The 19,324-nt window shown below is 41.2% G+C and carries 20 protein-coding genes; 16 read left to right on the top strand and 4 right to left on the bottom strand.

Translation table 11 applies throughout. From position 1 onward, the window contains the following. The 16 genes from MB09_RS06060 (at nt 1) to MB09_RS05985 (ending at nt 15,007) form a co-directional block, all read left to right on the top strand. Nucleotides 1-597, top strand: coding sequence for a thioredoxin family protein (locus MB09_RS06060; protein ID WP_045079993.1), 597 nt, complete (start codon nt 1-3; stop codon nt 595-597). Between the two features lie 198 nt (nt 598-795). Further along, nucleotides 796-2,064, top strand: a complete 1,269-nt coding sequence (locus tag MB09_RS06055) for an acetyl-CoA hydrolase/transferase family protein (RefSeq protein WP_045079992.1) — start codon at nt 796-798, stop codon at nt 2,062-2,064. A gap of 107 nt (nt 2,065-2,171) precedes the next feature. Further along, complete coding sequence (locus MB09_RS06050; protein WP_045079991.1) at nt 2,172-2,600, top strand: RrF2 family transcriptional regulator; 429 nt, start codon at nt 2,172-2,174, stop codon at nt 2,598-2,600. 9 nt (nt 2,601-2,609) lie between these two features. Beyond that, nucleotides 2,610-3,002: a group III truncated hemoglobin gene (locus MB09_RS06045; RefSeq protein ID WP_045079990.1), complete on the top strand. Its 393-nt coding sequence runs from the start codon at nt 2,610-2,612 to the stop codon at nt 3,000-3,002. Then, a complete protein-coding gene (locus MB09_RS06040; RefSeq protein ID WP_045079989.1) occupies nt 3,002-3,469 on the top strand; it encodes a hemerythrin domain-containing protein in 468 nt (155 codons plus the stop codon). The genes MB09_RS06045 and MB09_RS06040 overlap by 1 nt, the downstream gene beginning before the upstream one ends. 111 nt (nt 3,470-3,580) lie before the next feature. Further along, complete coding sequence (gene ric / locus MB09_RS06035; RefSeq protein ID WP_045079988.1) at nt 3,581-4,306, top strand: iron-sulfur cluster repair di-iron protein; 726 nt, start codon at nt 3,581-3,583, stop codon at nt 4,304-4,306. A gap of 136 nt (nt 4,307-4,442) precedes the next feature. After that, complete coding sequence (locus MB09_RS06030) at nt 4,443-5,654, top strand: hypothetical protein (RefSeq protein ID WP_045079987.1); 1,212 nt, start codon at nt 4,443-4,445, stop codon at nt 5,652-5,654. Between the two features lie 119 nt (nt 5,655-5,773). Continuing rightward, the gene (locus tag MB09_RS06025; protein WP_045079986.1) at nt 5,774-8,179 is read left to right on the top strand and encodes a heavy metal translocating P-type ATPase; all 2,406 of its coding nucleotides are present in this window, start codon (nt 5,774-5,776) and stop codon (nt 8,177-8,179) included. A gap of 63 nt (nt 8,180-8,242) precedes the next feature. Then, nucleotides 8,243-8,470, top strand: coding sequence for a cbb3-type cytochrome oxidase assembly protein CcoS (gene ccoS / locus MB09_RS06020; RefSeq protein WP_045079985.1), 228 nt, complete (start codon nt 8,243-8,245; stop codon nt 8,468-8,470). Nucleotides 8,471-8,483: 13 nt separating this feature from the next. Continuing rightward, on the top strand, nt 8,484-10,685 hold the full coding sequence (gene ccoN / locus MB09_RS06015; protein WP_045079984.1) for a cytochrome-c oxidase, cbb3-type subunit I: 2,202 nt from the start codon (nt 8,484-8,486) through the stop codon (nt 10,683-10,685). 2 nt (nt 10,686-10,687) lie between these two features. After that, nucleotides 10,688-10,885: a cytochrome c oxidase subunit IV gene (locus MB09_RS06010; protein WP_045079983.1), complete on the top strand. Its 198-nt coding sequence runs from the start codon at nt 10,688-10,690 to the stop codon at nt 10,883-10,885. Then, nucleotides 10,882-11,865 carry a cbb3-type cytochrome c oxidase N-terminal domain-containing protein gene (locus MB09_RS06005; RefSeq protein ID WP_045079982.1) on the top strand — a complete coding sequence of 328 codons (984 nt, stop codon included), beginning with the start codon at nt 10,882-10,884 and terminating at the stop codon, nt 11,863-11,865. The genes MB09_RS06010 and MB09_RS06005 overlap by 4 nt, the downstream gene beginning before the upstream one ends. Before the next feature lie 34 nt (nt 11,866-11,899). Next, nucleotides 11,900-13,321: a cytochrome c oxidase accessory protein CcoG gene (gene ccoG, locus MB09_RS06000; RefSeq protein ID WP_045079981.1), complete on the top strand. Its 1,422-nt coding sequence runs from the start codon at nt 11,900-11,902 to the stop codon at nt 13,319-13,321. Nucleotides 13,322-13,334: 13 nt separating this feature from the next. Next, nucleotides 13,335-13,781, top strand: coding sequence for a FixH family protein (locus MB09_RS05995; RefSeq protein ID WP_045079980.1), 447 nt, complete (start codon nt 13,335-13,337; stop codon nt 13,779-13,781). Between the two features lie 113 nt (nt 13,782-13,894). Next, nucleotides 13,895-14,626, top strand: coding sequence for a sulfite exporter TauE/SafE family protein (locus MB09_RS05990; RefSeq protein ID WP_045079979.1), 732 nt, complete (start codon nt 13,895-13,897; stop codon nt 14,624-14,626). A 192-nt stretch (nt 14,627-14,818) separates the two neighbouring features. Beyond that, nucleotides 14,819-15,007: an LPXTG cell wall anchor domain-containing protein gene (locus MB09_RS05985; protein ID WP_045079978.1), complete on the top strand. Its 189-nt coding sequence runs from the start codon at nt 14,819-14,821 to the stop codon at nt 15,005-15,007. A gap of 55 nt (nt 15,008-15,062) precedes the next feature. Here MB09_RS05985 and MB09_RS05980 read toward each other — a convergent pair whose 3' ends face one another. The 4 genes from MB09_RS05980 to MB09_RS05965 form a co-directional block, all read right to left on the bottom strand. Further along, complete coding sequence (locus MB09_RS05980) at nt 15,063-15,683, bottom strand: SCO family protein (RefSeq protein ID WP_045079977.1); 621 nt, start codon at nt 15,681-15,683, stop codon at nt 15,063-15,065. An 11-nt stretch (nt 15,684-15,694) separates the two neighbouring features. Beyond that, nucleotides 15,695-16,387, bottom strand: a complete 693-nt coding sequence (locus MB09_RS05975; protein WP_165586680.1) for a formylglycine-generating enzyme family protein — start codon at nt 16,385-16,387, stop codon at nt 15,695-15,697. 89 nt (nt 16,388-16,476) lie between these two features. Further along, entirely contained in the window at nt 16,477-17,943 is a 1,467-nt protein-coding gene (gene nirK, locus MB09_RS05970; protein WP_045079976.1) for a copper-containing nitrite reductase, read from the bottom strand. Between the two features lie 27 nt (nt 17,944-17,970). Beyond that, nucleotides 17,971-19,254 (bottom strand): alginate export family protein, encoded by a 1,284-nt coding sequence (locus MB09_RS05965; RefSeq protein ID WP_045079975.1) that lies wholly within the window; start codon nt 19,252-19,254, stop codon nt 17,971-17,973. Between the last annotated feature and the right edge of the window lie 70 nt (nt 19,255-19,324).

Here is a 19,324-nt window from a genome sequence, read left to right as displayed (position 1 = left end):
ATGAAAAATTTAATAGAAAACTCCGTAAAAAAAGCAATGGATTATTCCGAATACAACTTGCTTTTCAAACAATTGGTTGCCGAAGGCCGGACCACTGCAGAAGAAACCCAAGAAAAGATTGATTATACAAAGCTGAATTTTAGCCGTACCAAGCGACTGGACAAAACCGCTGAAATTCCGGAAGAAAGCATGGAGGTTTTCAAAAACATTTCTGAAAAACAGACTTGGTTGGTAATCAGCGAACCGTGGTGCGGGGATGCGGCGCAAACGCTTCCATTCCTAAACAAGATTGCGCAACTTTCGGAAAACATCGAGTTGAAGATTGTGCTTCGCGATGAAAATCCGGAATTGATGGATGAATTTTTGACCAATGGTTCGCGTTCCATTCCCGTGGTTATTATCCTTGATGAAGATTTCAACGTAATTAATACTTTTGGTCCGCGCTCGAGGGCTGCGACAAAATTGGTTGCTGATTACAAGGAACATCATGGAAAAATTGACGACGCCTTTAAGGAAATGCTGCAAGTGTGGTACAATAATGATAAAGGAATTTCAATAGTAAATGACCTTACCGAGTGCATCAAGGTTTCGGTCTGATTTTACAAGAACAGTTGGGTGTTCTCCGTGCCTCCCTCTGTGAACTTTGTGGTTAAAGTATCGACGTAAAAAAACCACAAAGAACGCTAAGAATTGCACAGAGGGCAGAGAGTGATATTGCGTTTTAAATCGTTAAAATCTGACTAAAATCATTTTAGAAGCAGATAAGATTACCAACCTTTGCATAAAAATAAAATTATGCAAATCGTTTCCGCCCAAGAGGCCGTATCCATAGTAAAATCAAATAATCGCGTATTTTTTCAGGGCGCGGCAATGACGCCTAATTTGTTGATAGACACTTTGTGTGAGCGTTATCGCGAGCTGAAAAATGTTGAAATAATCCAAATCCACACCCACGGCGAGGCCAAATACACCCAAGCGCCTTACACTGAGGCATTTAAGCTTTCCAGTTGTTTTGTGGGCGATAATGTTCGGAAAGGTGTCAACACGATTCACGGCGATTATATTCCGGTCTTTTTAAGTGAAATCCATTGGCTTTTCAGAAGAAACATCCTACCGTTGGATGTAGCTTTCATTCAAGTTTCCCCGCCGGATAAGCACGGGTATTGCTCGCTTGGCGTTTCAGTTGATGTTACCCTGCCCGCCATCCAGACTGCAAAACGTGTGGTTGCCCTCATCAATCCGAACGTTCCGAGAACCCACGGCGATGGCATTATTCACATAAACAACGTAGATTTTGGAGTAGAAATAGATACGCCAATTTATGCTTCAATTTTGGGAGAAACTTCTGAAATCGAGGCTACCATAGGCCGAAACGTTGCCGAATTGGTCGAGGATGGCGCCACCCTTCAAATGGGCATTGGCAATATTCCAAATGCGGTACTCCACAACCTGGGAAACCATAAACGATTGGGAATCCACACCGAGATGTTCAGCGACGGCATCCTTCCATTGGTTGAAAAAGGAATTATAACTGGCGAGGATAAAGAGATAAAAACGGGTAAGATAGTTACCTGTTTCGCAATGGGAACCAAAAAATTATACGACTTTATTGACGACAACCCGATCGTGCATTTCAAGGAAGCAGGTTATACCAATGATACTGCCATTATTCGCCGAAACCCGAAAGTTACGGCCATAAACAGCGCCATTGAGATTGATTTGACTGGCCAGGTCTGTGCCGATAGCATCGGGATGTACCAATATTCTGGGGTGGGCGGACAGATGGATTTTATCCGTGGCGCCTCGCTTTCGGAAGGCGGAAAACCTATAATTGCGATGCCTTCGATTACCAATAAAGGCATTTCCAAAATCACCCCCTTTTTAAAAGAAGGCGCCAGCGTTACAACCACGAGGGCACACGTGCATTATGTGGTTACGGAGTACGGAGTGGTGAATCTCTTTGGAAAAGGATTGGAGCAACGTGCCAAAGCGCTTATTTCCATTGCCCATCCCGACCATCGGGAAGCCTTGGAGCGCGAGGCTAAAAAGCGTTTTCACAATTAGAAAATTCAACCTGCTTGCCAAAACGAAAGAGGGGGTTGGTATTTTTTAAGATAGATTTATCCTTGAATAAAATTGTTATTACTTACTTTTGAAAAAAATAAATCTGTATGTTTTCAAAAGCGTGTGAATATGGCATAAGGGCGGTGCTCTTTATCGCAAAACAATCACAAAAGGATTTGCGCCCCAATATTACGGAAATAGCCAAAGCAGTTGATTCACCCGAACCTTTTACGGCTAAAGTTTGCCAACAGTTGGCGCGGGCCGGAATAATCCTATCCAAGAAGGGGCCGAATGGAGGATTTTATTTGGAAAAGGATTCAACTTTAAGATTGGCCGATATCGTTTCTGAAATAGACGGTGACCAAATCTTTACCGGGTGCAGCCTCGGCCTCCGCGAATGCTCATCGGAACATCCCTGCCCGGTTCACGATCAATTTATGGACGTGCGGAATGGTTTGAAGCAAATGTGCGAAAATACCTTGGTGATGAACCTTGCGGCTAATTTGGAAGAAGGCGAAACATTTTTGAAAATTTAGAATTATACAATGACGAAGGATATACTGAAATTAGATGACGTAAAGCATTTGGTAGATTCCTTTTATGGAAAAATACGAGAGGATAAGCTACTGAAAGAAATTTTCAACAGTAATATCCAAGACCGCTGGCCGCAACATTTGCAAAAGATGTACACTTTTTGGCAGACTGTTTTATTGAGTGAGCATACTTACTATGGCAGTCCATTTCCACCGCACGCAAAAATGCCCATTGATAAAGAACACTTTGACCGGTGGCTGCAATTATGGTTTGACACCATAGACGAAAATTTTACGGGTGAAATAGCCGACGAGGCAAAATGGCGGGCATCAAAGATGGCTGAAATGTTTCAGTTTAAAATTAATTATATCCGTGAGAAATCGGGCTCTAAATACGTTCAATAATGGAAAAGAAAAAACCGATTAAAAGACACAAAGCCTTGCAGCCCTTGAGCCGCCAGCATCATTTTGGCCTACTTTTTAGTTGGAAATTGCGCAAAGGTTTCAGCAAGAATGTTGCTCCCGAAAGACTTCAAAAATATGCCGCCTGGTTTTTTGAGGAAGAAATAAAGCCACATTTTGAAGCCGAGGAAAAGTATGTCTTTCCCGTTTTGGATGAAAACAATGAGTTGATCGTGCGCGCCTTGAAGGAACACAGGCGCTTGGAACGGCTTTTTAAAGAAGCAGACAATCCCGAGAAATCCCTGAGCCAACTGGAAGAAGAACTGGATGCGCACATTCGTTTTGAGGAACGTATCCTCTTCAATGAAATCCAAAAAGTGGCTACCGAAAGCCAACTTGAAAAAATTGCGGAAATCCATTCCGAAACCGAAACGCCCCCGGAATATTCCGATCCATTTTGGGAGAATTGATCTTTTTTCAAATATTTTAAGATAAAAATATCCTTTTATGATTTAGGTCATATTTTGGGTGTTATTTTATGCTGAAATTTGCCCCATACTATTCATAAAAAGATAAATACCATGACAACACTTCAAGAAAAAACCGTAGCCGATGTGGTTACAGAGAACATAAAGGCAGCCCACATTTTCAAAAAGCACGGCATCGATTTTTGCTGTGGTGGTGGCATTAGCATTAAAAGAGCCTGTGAAAAGGCAAAAATAGATCCCGCTATTCTGGAAGCTGAGCTTTTGAGCCTTGATGCGGTACAGGACCGGGCCAAAGACTACAACAGTTGGAAACTGGATTTCTTAACAGACCATATTATAAATGTACACCATACTTACGTGGAGGAAAACAGCCCAATGCTGTTACAATACGCGCAACGAGTAAACCATGTTCACGGCCATCATTATACCGAACTTGGAGAAATCGAGGCTTTGGTAAAACAAGTTGTGCAAGAATTGGCTTCGCATATGAAAAAGGAAGAATTGATTCTTTTCCCCTTTATCAAAAAGCTGGTCAAGGCTGAACGCGAAGGTGGAGACATTCCTGCAATCCATTTCGGAACCGTTGAAAATCCTATAAAAATGATGGAGGGGGAACACGAGGAAGCCGGTGAAATACTTAGACATATAGCAAAGTTAAGTAACAATTTCACCCCGCCCCAAGGCGCTTGCAATACCTATCGTGCCTTTTACGCGAAACTTGATGAATTTGAACAGGATCTGCACCAGCACGTGCATTTGGAAAACAACATTCTGTTTCCAAAAGCCTTGAATTTGGAGAAAAAGCTTAAAAAAAATTAACCTGCTTTTAAAATTATCCCCCGGCCCCAAATCGTAGATTTTTTTATTTGATTGGTTTTTAGGACAGTTCGGAAAATTGGCAACTTTGAATGTTTGCTGCCAAAAATCCGGACTGTTTTTTTAATTTTGAAGCTTGATGGATTTAAGAAAACACATAGCCGCAGCGCTCCTATATTTTTTGCTCGTGGCGCTTATGGGCGTATTGCTGCGTTTTTTCTTTGTAACACCCATTTCGCTTAACTATAAATATATACTCCACGCACATTCCCACACGGCTTTGTTGGGCTGGATTTATTTAGGGCTGACCACTTTAGTCTATAAAATCTTACTTTCCGAAGCGCAGAAGCCGAAACTTTATAAACGCATTTTTTTATTTACAAATCTTTGTATTGTGGGAATGCTTGTAACCTTTCCAATTCAGGGGTATGCGTTGTATTCCATCATTTTTTCCACGTTGTTTTTGTTCGCTTCCTATTGGTTTGCCTGGTTTACAATGAAATATATTCCGAAGCATTTTAAACAGCGATTTTCTTGGAAACTCATAAAAACCGCGCTGTGGTATTTGGTCATTTCCAGTATTGGCCCGTGGGCAATCGGGGGCGTGATGGCAACTTTGGGCCCGGAATCCATTTGGTACAAATCCTCTATTTATTTTTATCTGCATTTTCAGTATAACGGTTGGTTCCTAATTGCTTTGTTGAGCGTTTTGTTCTATTTTTTTGAGGAAAAGGGAATCCACTTCAACCCCGAAAAATTGAAATCGTTTTTTCTGCTTTTGAATTTTGGAGTGATACTTACGGTCTTTCTTTCCTTTCTTTGGTTTGTGCCGCCCACGGTTATTTACCTTTTGGGACTGGCCGGCGCCGTGGCCCAGCTTTTGGCATTTTTTGAACTTTATTCATTGTTGAAAAACCATTTTTCGGTTTTGAGAACTGAATTTGGCCCAGCCTGTTTTTTTCTTTTGAAATTTGCCGGAGCCTTACTCGCTTTAAAGATTTTGATGCAGCTTTTCTCTGCCTTTCCCTACGTTGCTGAATTGGCATTTCGATTGAAGGATTTTGTAATCGGTTATCTGCATATGGTTTTCCTCGGCATCGTAATCATGGCAATGCTCGCCTTTTTGGAATATTTCAAATTGATAAAACTGTCCAAAAACTTTTTGTGGATTTTCTTTTTCGCTTTCATCAGCACCGAGCTGCTTATTTTCTATAAAGCCTTTGCGCTTTGGCTGGGCCTGCCTTTTTTCGCTGAATATTATTGGCTGTTGGCCATTTTAAGCTTTGCCTTTCCGCTGGCGGTGGGAATTTTATTTTTCAGAAACATTAAAAGTTCATATCTTTCTGCTTAAGGCAAAATAATCGTGCGAACGGTTATTACAGAATAAGATAAAAGCTGATAATTGTCATTTCTCGAAACCAAATCTCTTGCAACCTTTGCAACAGGTATAACGAGCAATTTTTTAGATTGATGGTAAACTGTTTCCATTGTGGTGATGCGTGTTTGGACGTTGAAATCAAACATGAGGATAAATCCTTCTGCTGTCACGGCTGCAAGACGGTTTTTGATATTCTGCACGACAACGATTTAAGCTATTATTACGATCTGGAAAATACGCCCGGCATTTCCCCAAAGGAAATTGCGGGGAAATATGATTTTCTCGACAATGAGGCAATTGTGGAAAAATTGCTGGAATTTAACGACGGAAATATGCAGATTGTTTCTTTTTTGATTCCTTCCATCCATTGCAGTAGTTGCATTTGGATATTGGAAAATCTCAATAAACTAAATCCTTCCGTTAAATCCTCACAGGTTAACTTTCCCGAAAAAACGGTACGGATTACTTTTTCTGCTGAAGAGAATTCGCTCAAAAATTTAGTGGTTCTTTTAAGCCGAATAGGTTACGAACCCTATATTTCGCTGGACGATTCCGAAAAAAAGGAAAAATATATCAACCGAAGCCTGATCTACAAACTGGGCATTGCGGGCTTTGCCTTTGGAAATATTATGTTCCTCTCATTTCCCGAATATTTTGAGCATTCCGAATTCTGGCTGGACCAATTCAAGCCGTTTTTCCGCTGGTTGATGTTCGCGTTTTCGCTGCCCGTGGTCTTTTACTCAGGAAGCGGGTATTTTACCTCTGCATATAAAGGACTTCGTTCTAAAATCCTAAACATAGACGTTCCCATCGCTTTGGGCATCGCGGTGCTTTTTATACGAAGCACGATAGACATAGTATTCGACTTGGGCACCGGCTTTTTTGACAGTCTCTCGGGCTTGGTTTTCTTTTTATTGCTTGGGAAATTTTTTCAGCAGAAAACCTACAGCTACCTTTCCTTTGAGCGGGATTACAAATCGTATTTCCCAATTGCCGTTACAAGACTTTTTAAGAATGCTGAAGGAAATACCATCGAGGAACAAGCAGAAGTTTATACCGTACAGAAAGGCGACCGCTTGTTGATTCGCAACAACGAAATAATTCCCGTAGATGCTATTTTAATTAAGGGAAATGCACTCATTGATTACAGTTTTGTTACCGGTGAAGCGGAGCCTATTTCAAAACAGAGTGGCGATAAACTTTTTGCGGGCGGCAAGCAACAAGCCGGTATTTTGGAAGTGGAAGTTCTGAAACCCGTAGCCCAGAGCTACCTTACCCAACTGTGGAGCAACGACGTTTTCAGCAAGGATAAATCCGGCATTTTTGAATCGATTACGGATAGTATCAGCAAACGATTCACTGTCGTTCTGCTTACCATAGCATTTATTTCTACCATTTTTTGGCTTGTGGTCGATCCTTCCAAAGCCTTTAATGTGTTTACCTCGGTTTTGATCGTGGCCTGTCCGTGCGCTATTGCCCTTGCTGCGCCATTCACTTTGGGCAATGTGCTGCGCATCTTCGGAAGGGAAAAACTCTATTTGAAGGAAGCCTCAGTAATCGAACAAATGGCGAAGCTGGACACCGTGGTATTTGACAAGACGGGAACCCTCACTACCAATCAAAAAAATATGATTAGCTATGAAGGTATTGCGCTTTCAGAGGAAGAAAAGCAATTGCTCACGAGTACACTACGGGCATCGAGCCATCCCTTGAGCCGCTCGCTTTACAATATGCTAGACAAAAATAACATCCAAACCTTGGATGAATTTGAAGAAGAAGTAGGGAAGGGGATTTCCGCAACTGCTAAAAACAATTCCATAAAAGTGGGATCCTATGAATTTGTGGGATATTATGATGAATTGACTTCCGAAGTAAAAAATAGAACTACCGTCCATATTAGCGCCAACCAGGTTTACAAGGGTTGTTACATATTCAACAGCGAATACAGACATGGTGTTGCCGAAATTTTTGAACAATTGGGTGCCGATAAAGATGTGGTTGTCCTTTCGGGCGACAACGAAGGCGAGCGTGAACGGCTTGAAGAATTACTGCCCAAAGGCACAAAACTATATTTCAACCAAAAACCGGACGACAAGTTGAATTTTATAAAAACACATCAGCAAAAAGGAAAGCAGGTACTTATGATTGGTGACGGTTTGAACGATGCAGGTGCCTTAAAACAGAGCAATGTAGGTTTTGTTATTTCGGAAAACACAAACGTTTTTTCCCCGGCTTGCGATGGGATCTTGGACGCTACCCGATTTAATAAAATAGGGGATTTTTTGAATTTTTCGAAAAAGGGCATAAAGATTATCAAATGGGCGTTTTTATTTTCCCTATTTTACAATCTCATAGGGTTGACATTTGCGGTTACGGGACATTTAAAACCAGTGGTTGCTGCTATTTTGATGCCCCTAAGTTCAATAAGTATTGTTATTTTTACAACAATAGCTACCCAATATGCGGGAAAGAAATTAAGAACGAATATAAATAAGTAAAATTGACGAATGTCATATTTTAAGGGCGTTTGCAATAATATTTTTGAATCATAATTTTCAGGTATGACCATAATTTATATGCTATTGGCAATCAGCGTTTTTGTGGCGCTCATTTTTTTTGCGCTATTTATCTATTCCGTAAAAAAAGGCCAGTATGACGATACCTATACCCCTTCCATCCGTATGCTTTTTGAGGATGAACTGGTAAAGGAAGGCAGCGCGAACATAAAAAACACTTCAAAAAAAACCATAACCAAACCAGAAACCGAGCCTGCCACCTGGCAGGAATAATTCTATTAAAACTATGCAAACAGAACAGTTTTACTACGACAACCAGATTGTCAAAAAATTCATCAATGCAACCATTTTTTGGGGCCTCATTGGTATGAGCGTGGGCTTATTGCTCGCTTTTATGTTTTTGTTCCCAAACCTGACCGATGGTATTTCGTGGCTCAGTTTCGGGCGTTTACGTCCGCTGCATACAAACGCGGTGATCTTCGCCTTTGTGGGTAACGCCATTTTTGCAGGGGTTTATTATTCCACCCAGCGTTTGCTAAAAGCGCGAATGTGGAGTGATTTTCTAAGTAACCTAAACTTTTGGGGTTGGCAGGCGATCATTGTTGGCGCTGCGATAACGCTTCCATTGGGCTACACAACTTCAAAGGAATATGCGGAGCTTGAGTGGCCATTTGATATTGCCATCGCAATAATCTGGGTTGCTTTTGGTATCAACCTAATTATGACTATGGTGAAAAGGCGCCAACGCCATTTATACGTTGCCTTGTGGTTCTATCTGGGAACTTGGGTAACCGTAGCTGTTTTGCATATCGTGAACAGTATGGCCATTCCGGTGAACGCTCTGAAGAGTTATTCCATGTATTCCGGTGTACAGGATGCGCTGGTGCAATGGTGGTACGGGCATAATGCGGTTGCGTTCTTCCTTACCACGCCTTTCCTTGGTTTAATGTATTATTTTGTGCCGAAAGCGGCCAATAGGCCGGTATATTCCTACCGACTATCCATTGTACACTTTTGGTCGTTGATTTTTATTTATATCTGGGCCGGACCACACCACTTGTTGTATTCCGCACTGCCGGAATGGGCCCAAAACCTGGGCGTTGCGTTTTCCGTAATGCTTATTGCTCCTTCTTGGGGAGGTATGATAAACGGGCTTTTAACCCTACGGGGCGCTTGGGATAAAGTAAGGGTTGACCCCGTATTGAAATTTATGGTAGTGGCAATTACCGGTTACGGGATGGCAACTTTTGAAGGTCCAATGCTTTCGCTTAAAAACGTAAATGCAATTGCCCACTTTAGCGATTGGATTATTGCCCACGTTCACGTTGGGGCACTGGCCTGGAACGGATTCCTGACCTTTGGTATGATCTATTGGTTGGTACCGCGACTTTTCAAAACAAAATTATATTCCGTGAAATTGGCAAACGCCCATTTCTGGATTGGAACATTAGGTATTATAATGTATGCCCTTCCTATGTATGTAGCAGGTTTTATGCAAGCTTCTATGTGGAACCAATTCAACCCAGACGGTACGCTTACCTACGGAAACTTCCTGGAAACCGTTACCCAAATTATCCCAATGTACTGGATGCGCGCCATAGGTGGAACGCTCTATATTACGGGAGCCTTCATTTTACTTTATAACGTTGTAATGACGGCAAGAAAAGGTAGCAAGGTTACTGATGAATTGGCCGAAGCTGCGCCACTTGCGCCGGTAACGAAAAGGCAGACTGCCGGCGAAGGTTGGCACACTTGGCTTGAGCGTCGCCCTGTTAAATTAACTATTTACGCAACCATCGCCATTTTAATTGGAGGTATGGTGCAAATTATACCTTCGCTAATGGTAGATGATTATGTGCCGAAAATTTCAAGTGTGAAACCATACACACCTTTGGAATTGGAAGGTAGGGATATCTATATCCGTGAAGGTTGCGTAGGCTGCCATTCGCAGATGATTAGACCATTTAGAAGTGAAGTGGAACGTTATGGCGAGTATTCAAAATCTGGGGAATATGTATACGATCACCCATTCCTATGGGGAAGTAAGCGTACCGGTCCTGATTTGCATCGCGTGGGTGGAAAGTATTCAGATAACTGGCACTTGAACCATATGTACGATCCGCAGAGTACTTCCTCAGGTTCAATTATGCCTTCCTATAAATGGTTGATAAATTCAGAATTGGATAAATCAGACACCGAAACAAAAATGCGCACGATGGTAACCTTGGGAGTTCCCTATACCGAAGAGGAAATAGCGAATGCGCAACAATGGATGGATGAGCAAGGTGCAAAAATTGAACAGAATCTATACAGCGATCCAGATTTTGTGGCTACGTATGAAGCCAGCAAGAAATACGCTGAGGAAAATGGGGAAGCATTTGTAGAAATGAAAAACCGTGAGATAGTTGCCGTTATTGCTTATCTGCAACGTTTGGGAACCGATATTAAAGTACAGAACACCGAAGATGCTTCGGCTAAAAACGAATAGTTATGTTGAAATTTGTAAAAGGAAACCTCGAGAACATAGACAACGTTCAAATATATCCATTGATTTCGCTATTGATATTCTTCATCTTTTTTGTGGTACTCTTTTATTGGGTAATTACTGCCAAAAAAGAACATATAAAGGAAGTAAGCAATATTCCATTGGACTTAGATACTAACAACCAAAACGAAGAACTACTATGAAAACCACAGCATCATATTTAAGAGTTATCGGCTTTATCATCCTCGCCTTTTTTCTCTTGGAATTAATCATTGACTCCGGTGACCAATGGGCCATCGTAAAATATCCTATTATTTGGGCTGTTCTGGGCATGTTGTTCTTCTTCGCAATTGCATTGGAAATTATTGTTGCTGCCCTACAACGTGTATTATTTGACGGCTTGACCGGTGAAGCCCAAGAACGGTATCTTTTAGCCGAGAAAATGCGGGAAGATAGCCGTTTCGGTTGGTTCAAAAGAAAATACAAGGAAATGCTCGATGCCAAACCTGTGGCAAAAGAGCAGGAAATTGTATTGGACCATAACTATGACGGCATTCGTGAATTGGACAATAACCTTCCGCCGTGGTGGGTGTATATGTTTTATGCGACCATCATCTTCGCAGCTGTCTATTTAGTTCGGTACCACATTTTTGATGGCACAAACCAAACCGAGGAATATGAAATAGAAATCGCGCAGGCTAAGGCGGAGGTAGATGAATATAAAAAGAACAATAAAGACTTAATCGATGCCAATACCGTAGAATTACTTACCGATGCGGGCGATATTGAGGCAGGAAAAAGCATATATATTGCCAATTGTGTAGCTTGTCATAAGGATACCGGGGGAGGAGGTATAGGTCCAAACCTTACCGATGACTATTGGATTTTAGGTGGTGGTATAAAGAATATTTTCCATACCATAAGCGAAGGTGGTCGTGCCGGAAAAGGGATGATTGCTTGGAAGACCGACCTTAAACCAAGCGAAATGGCCCAAGTGGCAAGTTATGTTATGACGCTTCACGGCACCAATCCGGTGGATGCCAAGGAGCCTGAAGGAGACATTTGGGTAGATGAAAATGCCCCTGTTGATAACGTAGATGTAAAAGTTATAGACTCTACTACCATTAAAATTGAAATGACCAACGATCCGGTTATTGATGATTTACAGGCAGATGGAAAGTAACTTTATATATATAGGAACCATTAAAAATTAAATTTTGGATACCCCCGAAAACGAACGTTTCCGCGATAGTATAGGCACCATCGATGAAGAAGGCAAGAGAGCATGGGTTTACCCAAAAAAGCCTTCCGGAAAACTGTATCAATACAGAAAATATGTAAGCTATATCTTGCTTGCGTTTCTGTTCGTAGCACCGTTTGTGAAGATTAACGGGAACCAATTTCTGCTCTTCAACGTTTTGGAGCGCCGTTTCAATATTTTTGGATTTCCATTCTGGCCGCAGGATTTTTATCTTTTTGTGATCATGATGATTATAATGGTCGTATTCATTATTTTCTTTACGGCCGCCTTTGGAAGAATTTTCTGCGGATGGATCTGTCCCCAGACCATTTTCATGGAAATGGTTTTTCGAAGAATTGAATATTGGATAGATGGGGATCGCGGGGCACAGATCCGCTTGGATAAGCAACCCTGGAATGCCGATAAAATAAAAAAGCGTGCCCTTAAATGGTTTATCTTTTTTATCATTTCATTCCTCATTGCCAATATTTTTCTTGCCTATTTGATAGGTAGCGATCGGTTGATTCAGTACATTGTTGATGGACCGTTGGAGCACATTAGTACCTTAATATCATTGTTGATATTCACGGCGGTGTTCTATTTCATCTTTGCTTGGTTCCGAGAGCAAGTCTGTATTATAGCTTGTCCCTATGGAAGATTACAGGGCGTGTTGCTGGACAATAAGTCAATAATTGTGGCGTATGACCACAAACGTGGGGAAAAGGAAGTAGGCCGCGCAAAGTTTAAAAAGAACGAAGATCGCGAAGCTTCCGGAAAGGGAGATTGTATAGATTGCTTTCAATGCGTTCACGTTTGTCCTACCGGCATCGACATACGGAACGGTACACAACTGGAGTGCGTAAACTGTACGGCTTGTATTGATGCTTGCGATAGTATAATGGAAGCGGTAAACCTTCCAAAAGGATTAATACGCTATGCAAGTGAGGAAAATATTGAAAAGAAAGCACCTTTCAAATTTACTCCCAGATTGAAGGGATACACCGCAGTTTTGGTTATCCTAATTGGCGTGCTTACCGGGATGTTATTTTTAAGAAGTGATGTGGAAGCAAATATTCTGAGACTGCCAGGACAGCTTTACGAACACAAGGATAACAACATTATCAGCAATGTTTTCACCTATAAATTGCTCAACAAAACCACGAAAAATATTGATAACATCCACTTTAAGTTGAAGTCGCCAAAGGGAACCATCCACAGCGTAAAACAAGGGGAAATAGTAGTTCCCGCACAGGGATTGGCTGAGGGAACACTTTTTATTGAAATTAACAATGCAGCTTTGAGCGGCGATAAAAACCGTGCGGTAATCGAGGTTTATAGTGGTGAGGATCTAATAGAGACCACAAGCGTCACTTTCCTTGGGCCTAGAAGTTATAATTAATTAAGAACGAGCTATGAAAATAAATTGGGGAACAGGATTGGTGATTGGGATGGTACTTTTTATAGGCTTTATCCTATTTTTCGTAATAAAAATAAGTACCGATAAGCAGTACGATTACGATCTGGTTACCGAAGAATATTATAAGAAGGAATTGGTCTATCAAAAGGAAATTGATGATAGAGCCAATTCAAACTCCCTAACGGTCAATATTACAGGTGAAAAAACGGACCAAGGCTGGATGCTCACGTTTCCGGGAAACTTGGATTATTCCAAAATTACAGGTACTGTTTTTCTGTATAGACCGTCCAATAAAAAGCTTGATTTTCAAGAGCCTTTAAAGCTTTCGTCTAACAGACTATTGATCCCCGATGAACGATTGGTAGCCGGACGATGGAACACAATTGTACAATGGAGTTATGAAGGAAAGGATTATTTATATAAAAAGGAAATAGTTTATTAGTGGATGAGTTGAGAAGTTTAAAAGTCTAGGTTTCATTCAAATTTTGAAAATGTATTAAATTAACCCTTAACCCTTAACCCTTAACGCTTAACACAGAAACCAGAAACAAAAAAATGCTATACACCGCCCTCATATTCGGATTACTGGGAAGCTTCCACTGCGTGGGAATGTGTGGTCCCATAGCATTTCTGTTGCCGGTGGACAGAAGTAATAATGTGAAGAAAGTTGGGCAGATTTTTCTCTATCATTTCGGAAGAATTTTCGCTTACAGTATTATTGGGCTCGTTTTCGGATTGGTGGGAAAAAGTTTGAATCTCTTCGGTTTTCAGCAACAACTTTCTATTTTCATAGGAGTTTTGATGCTTGCGGTAATATTTATTCCGCAGAAAACTTTCAACAATTACAATTTTTCTAAACCAATTTATCGTATCATTTCCAAAGTAAAGTCGGCGCTGGGAAAGGAACTCAAAAAGAAAACTCCAGATACTTTTTTGACTATCGGTTTCTTAAACGGTTTCCTACCGTGTGGGTTGGTATATATGGCAGTTTTTGGAGCTATCGCTTCTGGCAATGCCCTACAGGGAAGTTTGTATATGGCCGTCTTCGGACTGGGAACCATTCCTTTAATGACTTCCGCCATATATTTGGGTAATTTTTTAAACGCTCAGGTAAGGCAGCGCATCCGTCGTGCCATTCCTGTGTTGATGGTAATTATAGGCTGTCTTTTTATAGTTCGAGGCTTGGGGCTGGGGATTCCCTATGTATCACCCAAACCAATGACCGAAAACGTTGAGGCCAATTATGACTGTAAGACCGTAGCCTCAGAAAACAAAACAAATCAGTAACCAATAAAATATTCAAATTATGATAAATGCAATGATTCCTTTAGCAAATTGGGGCATAGGTACCGCACTAATAATCGTTTTCGCAGTGGTTTGTGTAGTGCTGAGCGCGATGGTAATAAACTTTGTGATGAAAGGGGAGAAGAATGAGTAATTCTCTTTATTTTTTAGTAACTTAAATTTAAAATTACCGTTATGCAAAATATAGACAGTATCTACTTAGTGGACTATTCCGGAGGGGTAATTGCTACCATTATCTCCATAATTGTAGCTTTTGCTATTATTGGCGGACTGCTTTTTTATGTTAAGAAAAAGCGCAGGAACAAAAAAGGGATGGTTCATAACAAGCCTAAAAAGAACGATCACCCGGAGAATTTGAAGTAAAAAAAAGTCTGCTTCATAATGGAAACAGACTTTTTTGACGGATTGCCAAAAATTTTTATTTTGCCAATTCAATAATTGCTGCAATGGTTTCTTTGTTGTCCACGCCCAGCCCTTCTTGCTGATGAACCATTTCGCCGCGCTGGTCAAAAACACTTATTATGTTTGAGTGCGAAAAATCCATTGGCGAAATCTCTTTGTAATTAACCGCTAAGACAGCCGCAAATTCACGCGTGTCGGCTTCTGTGCCTCGCAGGAAGAGCCATTTATCATCTTCCATTTCATTTTCTTTACTAAAAGCTTTGAGTCTTTCAGGCGTATCGGTTTCTGGATCTATACTTACAAAAACATATTGTACGTCGTCCTTTTTTTCCTCAGGCACTTGTTTTTCAATATTTCGCATATCTGCAACCAAACGCGGGCAAGCGGCCTTACAGGTGGTATAGATCATAACCATAACCACAACTTTTCCCTGCAAATCCTTTAGTTCAATTTCTTCACCATTCTTTGTAGTCCAGTGGGAGGGAAGGTTATAGATGGACATTTCCGGAATTGCTTCATTCGCTGCCTTTTTTACTTTAGAAGCTGTTATGGCTTCAACATCTTTTTCTGAATTATTATTGCATGAAAATAAACCCACCAATGCAATTATTATTGCGACATATCTTAAATATTTCATCTTGCTAATTTTTAGTTTTCAACATCCTTCGCACAACGAAAGCCTAAGTTTTGGGAAGAATAGCGCGCTTTCATACTTCCGCGAAAGGCATAGCGCATAAAGGCTGCGTAATTCATTAAGTCTGAAGCACCGATGGCCGCGCTTCCGCAGAATAGATTTGAGTCTTTGTCTCCGTCTTTTCGGGATTCCCCTGAGATTAGGACAGAATTAAAATCCAATGTCCATTCCCACACCAAACCGTGAAGATCATAGATTCCCCAATAATTTTTGAAGGTTTCACCTATGGGGTTTTTAAATGTTTTTGGGGTTTCATACCAGTTTAAAATAAACTGGTTGTAGGATTCTATCCTTCGGGCATCCTGCACTTTTTCATTGGCCATAGCGGCGAATTCCCATTCGTCCATGGTCGGTAAACGTTTGCCTTGGCATTCGCAGTATTTTTTGGCAGCAAACCACGAAATGTTAGTTACTGGGGCATTTGGTAGCCCTTGAAAGGTTTGGTCATTTTTCCAATTGGTCAAATAACTTTTATCGGCAAATAGGGGTTTTACGTTGCTCTTTTTCCACTGCGGATTTTCTTCAACGAATTTTAGAAAATCTGCATTAGTTACTGGATATACGTCCATTAAAAATGGCTCCACTTTTACAGTTCTGTCCTCAGCACCGTAAAGCGGTAAATAAACACCGCCCTTCACTAAGCTCATCTTATTATTTTGTGCGGTAACTCCACAAAATATTAAAGAAAGGACTACGGAAAGGGCGGCGCTATTAAACTTCAATCTGATCAAATTTATTATTTATTTCTAACGGCTTTAACCATTTCTGGAGTAACCTCTTTTTTGGAGTTGCCCCAACTATTATAAACGTAAGTAAGTACGTTTGATACTTCTTCATCTGTAAGTGCCTGAGCAGTCATTACGCTATTGTATTTTTTGCCGTTTACGGTTATTTCGCCCGATTTTCCGTGCAAAACAATATCAATAGCCCTGTCCACATCAGCATTTAAATAGTCTGAATTTGCCAATGGAGGAAAGGCGTTTTCAATACCTTTACCATCAGCTTGGTGACATGCAGAACAAGTAGCCATATATTTATCTTTACCAAAGGTCATACGCTCCTCAAAACTTAAGGCTTTTACTTCTTCCTTGGGTTCTTTTCTCGCTCCGTTTGGCATAGACTGGATAGCTCCACCTTCCGGCAGGTAAATTCCATCGTGAATTTCACCAGAATAGATACGCTTGTCTTCTTCACCTTCTACTTTCAACATAGCCAAAGCACCTTTATTAAAGGCTCTGAAAATGGAGTGGTCCACAAGTATAAATGTACCGGGAACATCCACGCGGAACTCCACAATTGCCGCGCCACCCGCAGGAATTAGTGTTGTCTGTACATTATCGTTTACTAAGTCACCGCCTTCCACATATACTTTGTCAAAAATTTCTCCAATAACGTGGAATGAAGAAACCAAGTTAGGCCCGCCATTTCCAACAAAAAGACGGACTTTTTCACCAACCTTCGCGGTTATGGCATTGTCGCCTGTCATTGCACCTACGTGACCATTGAATACCACATAATCTGCCTTTTCATCGATGGCTTTTTGCATATCGAACGCCTGTAGGCCACGATCGCCGTATTTGCCTTCGGTATAGAAATCACCCTGCATAATATAATATTCTTTGTCCACTGGAGGTAAGCCACCTTCCGGCTCTACCAAAATAAGCCCGTACATTCCGTTGGCAATGTGCATTCCCACGGGCGCGGTAGCACAGTGGTACACATAAAGACCTGGGTTAAGCACCTTAAAGGAGAATACTTTTTCGTGGCCGGGAGCTACAAATGAAGATTCTGCACCACCACCGGGACCATTCACAGCGTGAAGGTCAATGTTGTGCGGAAGTTTGTTGTCCGGGTGATTTTTCAGGTGAAATTCCACCTCGTCGCCCACGCGGGTTCTGATAAAACTTCCTGGAACAGTTCCCCCGAAAGTCCAATAAACATATTTTACGCCATTGGTCATTTCGCCCTCACGTTCTTGAATTTCCAAGTCCACGATTAGTTTTTTGGCCATTCGTTTTCCTACGGGAGTAGGTACGTTGGGTGGGGAGGTAAGTTCCGCAATCATTTCCTGATTTACGGGAATTTCCACCGTATCGTTATATTTTTTGTCTGACTGGTCGTTTACGCAGCCCGAAAGAAATGCCACCGCGCCAAGGCCCAGAAGCATATTGGTAATTAATTTTTGTTTGATAACTAATTTCATAGGTTCGGTTTTTAAAATGTGGTTGTTTTATTGGTTATTATTATCAGTTTCGGGTTTTTGCCAAGTGAATAGTACAGGGTTTATGGTCACCATTAACCAGCCCCAGTTATTTGTATTCTTGTCAAAATTATTTTTTACGATTTCTATACCTTCTGCCGCAAAAAAGTGTGAATACCCAGCTTGGATACCCACGAATTGGCTCAATTTGTGCGAAGTTACCAAATCCAATTCAAAGCCCAAATCTTTTGACGTATTGTCATCTATTTCCGCGGCAGCGAAAAACTGATGAAGTGCCAATTGAACGTTAGACTGTTTATTGAAAGCATATTTCATATTTCCATATAAGTCCAGCAAGCCTACATTGTTGATGTGGTTGCCTACATAGAAGTAATCCATAAACCCATTAAATTTATGATTGGTACCATACAATGGGTTAAAAGCTTTGTTTTCTCCATCGGAAGTGGCGCCGTAATCATTTCCGCTCTGCAACTCGCCGCCTAAGCCAATTTTTAAACTTTCCAATGCGGAATAATTTGCTTCAAGTGAAAGGAGGTAAGCGCTCAAATCATTATTTGCCACGTCCTTCCCGAATTGATAGTAAAGATTTGAGGCAAAATTGAATTTACTCAAATTAGCCTTTAAATGAAGTCCCGCAGTTTGGCTATAGCGCGTATCGTTTTTTGATTCGTCTATTTCGTCTATATATTGCAAACCATTGTTCACAAATAGGAAGCTCGCCGAAAGTTGCTCCCAATCCTTGTGAAGCCATAGATATTGAAGACTTTTATAGGTATTTGTGGTAAGCATATTTCCAGTCAAGGCTTCCCCATCCTGATTGTATGCCGCACCAAAATGAAACTTCAAAAAGCTGGGTTCATATTTTAAAATAGCGGCATCGTGGCTTCTGCCTTGCTGTGCCCAACCCACATTTCCGAAGAAACGCTGGTCATCGTATATAATTTCCTGGCGGCCAATTTTTAGGGAAAGGTCTGAAATCAACAAGACATCTGCCCAGGCTTGGTGCAATGAAAATCCGTTTTCGTCTGCAACGTTCAGCTGTGGCACATCGCCCCAAACCCTCACGTCCTGGGGACTTAAATAGAAATGAAGTTTTTCGGTTTTGTAACCGAAGTTCAATCGCGTGCGCTGCGAAACGAAGGTCGCGGGGTCTGCATTATCTGGAAAGAGGGTTTTGTAACCGTGCCTGTATTCAAAGCGGGGACGCAATTCGGCGTCAATGGTAAACTGTGAAAATCCCTTGGTGAAACTAAGTAACAGTAGGAAGAGAAACACACTTTTTGAAACCTTCATAAAATGTTTTTTTTGATTTCTGATACAAAGGTCAGTATTGTGTTTGCGGTAAAATATGACGTAAGTCACA

The sequence above is a fragment of the Aequorivita vladivostokensis genome, from assembly GCF_000952855.1.
In the GTDB taxonomy this organism is placed as follows: Bacteria; Bacteroidota; Bacteroidia; order Flavobacteriales; family Flavobacteriaceae; genus Aequorivita; species Aequorivita vladivostokensis.
The sequence above is the reverse complement of the archived record's forward strand: the minus strand, read 5'-3'. Positions and strand labels throughout refer to the sequence as shown.

Coding starts and splice junctions, on each gene's coding strand:
- MB09_RS06060 (WP_045079993.1), top strand. CDS start 1: ATGAAAAATTTAATAGAAAACTCCGTAAAAAAAGCAATGGATTATTCC.
- MB09_RS06055 (WP_045079992.1), top strand. CDS start 796: ATGCAAATCGTTTCCGCCCAAGAGGCCGTATCCATAGTAAAATCAAAT.
- MB09_RS06050 (WP_045079991.1), top strand. CDS start 2,172: ATGTTTTCAAAAGCGTGTGAATATGGCATAAGGGCGGTGCTCTTTATC.
- MB09_RS06045 (WP_045079990.1), top strand. CDS start 2,610: ATGACGAAGGATATACTGAAATTAGATGACGTAAAGCATTTGGTAGAT.
- MB09_RS06040 (WP_045079989.1), top strand. CDS start 3,002: ATGGAAAAGAAAAAACCGATTAAAAGACACAAAGCCTTGCAGCCCTTG.
- ric (WP_045079988.1), top strand. CDS start 3,581: ATGACAACACTTCAAGAAAAAACCGTAGCCGATGTGGTTACAGAGAAC.
- MB09_RS06030 (WP_045079987.1), top strand. CDS start 4,443: ATGGATTTAAGAAAACACATAGCCGCAGCGCTCCTATATTTTTTGCTC.
- MB09_RS06025 (WP_045079986.1), top strand. CDS start 5,774: ATGGTAAACTGTTTCCATTGTGGTGATGCGTGTTTGGACGTTGAAATC.
- ccoS (WP_045079985.1), top strand. CDS start 8,243: ATGACCATAATTTATATGCTATTGGCAATCAGCGTTTTTGTGGCGCTC.
- ccoN (WP_045079984.1), top strand. CDS start 8,484: ATGCAAACAGAACAGTTTTACTACGACAACCAGATTGTCAAAAAATTC.
- MB09_RS06010 (WP_045079983.1), top strand. CDS start 10,688: ATGTTGAAATTTGTAAAAGGAAACCTCGAGAACATAGACAACGTTCAA.
- MB09_RS06005 (WP_045079982.1), top strand. CDS start 10,882: ATGAAAACCACAGCATCATATTTAAGAGTTATCGGCTTTATCATCCTC.
- MB09_RS05995 (WP_045079980.1), top strand. CDS start 13,335: ATGAAAATAAATTGGGGAACAGGATTGGTGATTGGGATGGTACTTTTT.
- MB09_RS05990 (WP_045079979.1), top strand. CDS start 13,895: ATGCTATACACCGCCCTCATATTCGGATTACTGGGAAGCTTCCACTGC.
- MB09_RS05985 (WP_045079978.1), top strand. CDS start 14,819: ATGCAAAATATAGACAGTATCTACTTAGTGGACTATTCCGGAGGGGTA.
- MB09_RS05980 (WP_045079977.1), bottom strand. CDS start 15,683: ATGAAATATTTAAGATATGTCGCAATAATAATTGCATTGGTGGGTTTA.
- MB09_RS05975 (WP_165586680.1), bottom strand. CDS start 16,387: ATGAGCTTAGTGAAGGGCGGTGTTTATTTACCGCTTTACGGTGCTGAG.
- nirK (WP_045079976.1), bottom strand. CDS start 17,943: ATGAAATTAGTTATCAAACAAAAATTAATTACCAATATGCTTCTGGGC.
- MB09_RS05965 (WP_045079975.1), bottom strand. CDS start 19,254: ATGAAGGTTTCAAAAAGTGTGTTTCTCTTCCTACTGTTACTTAGTTTC.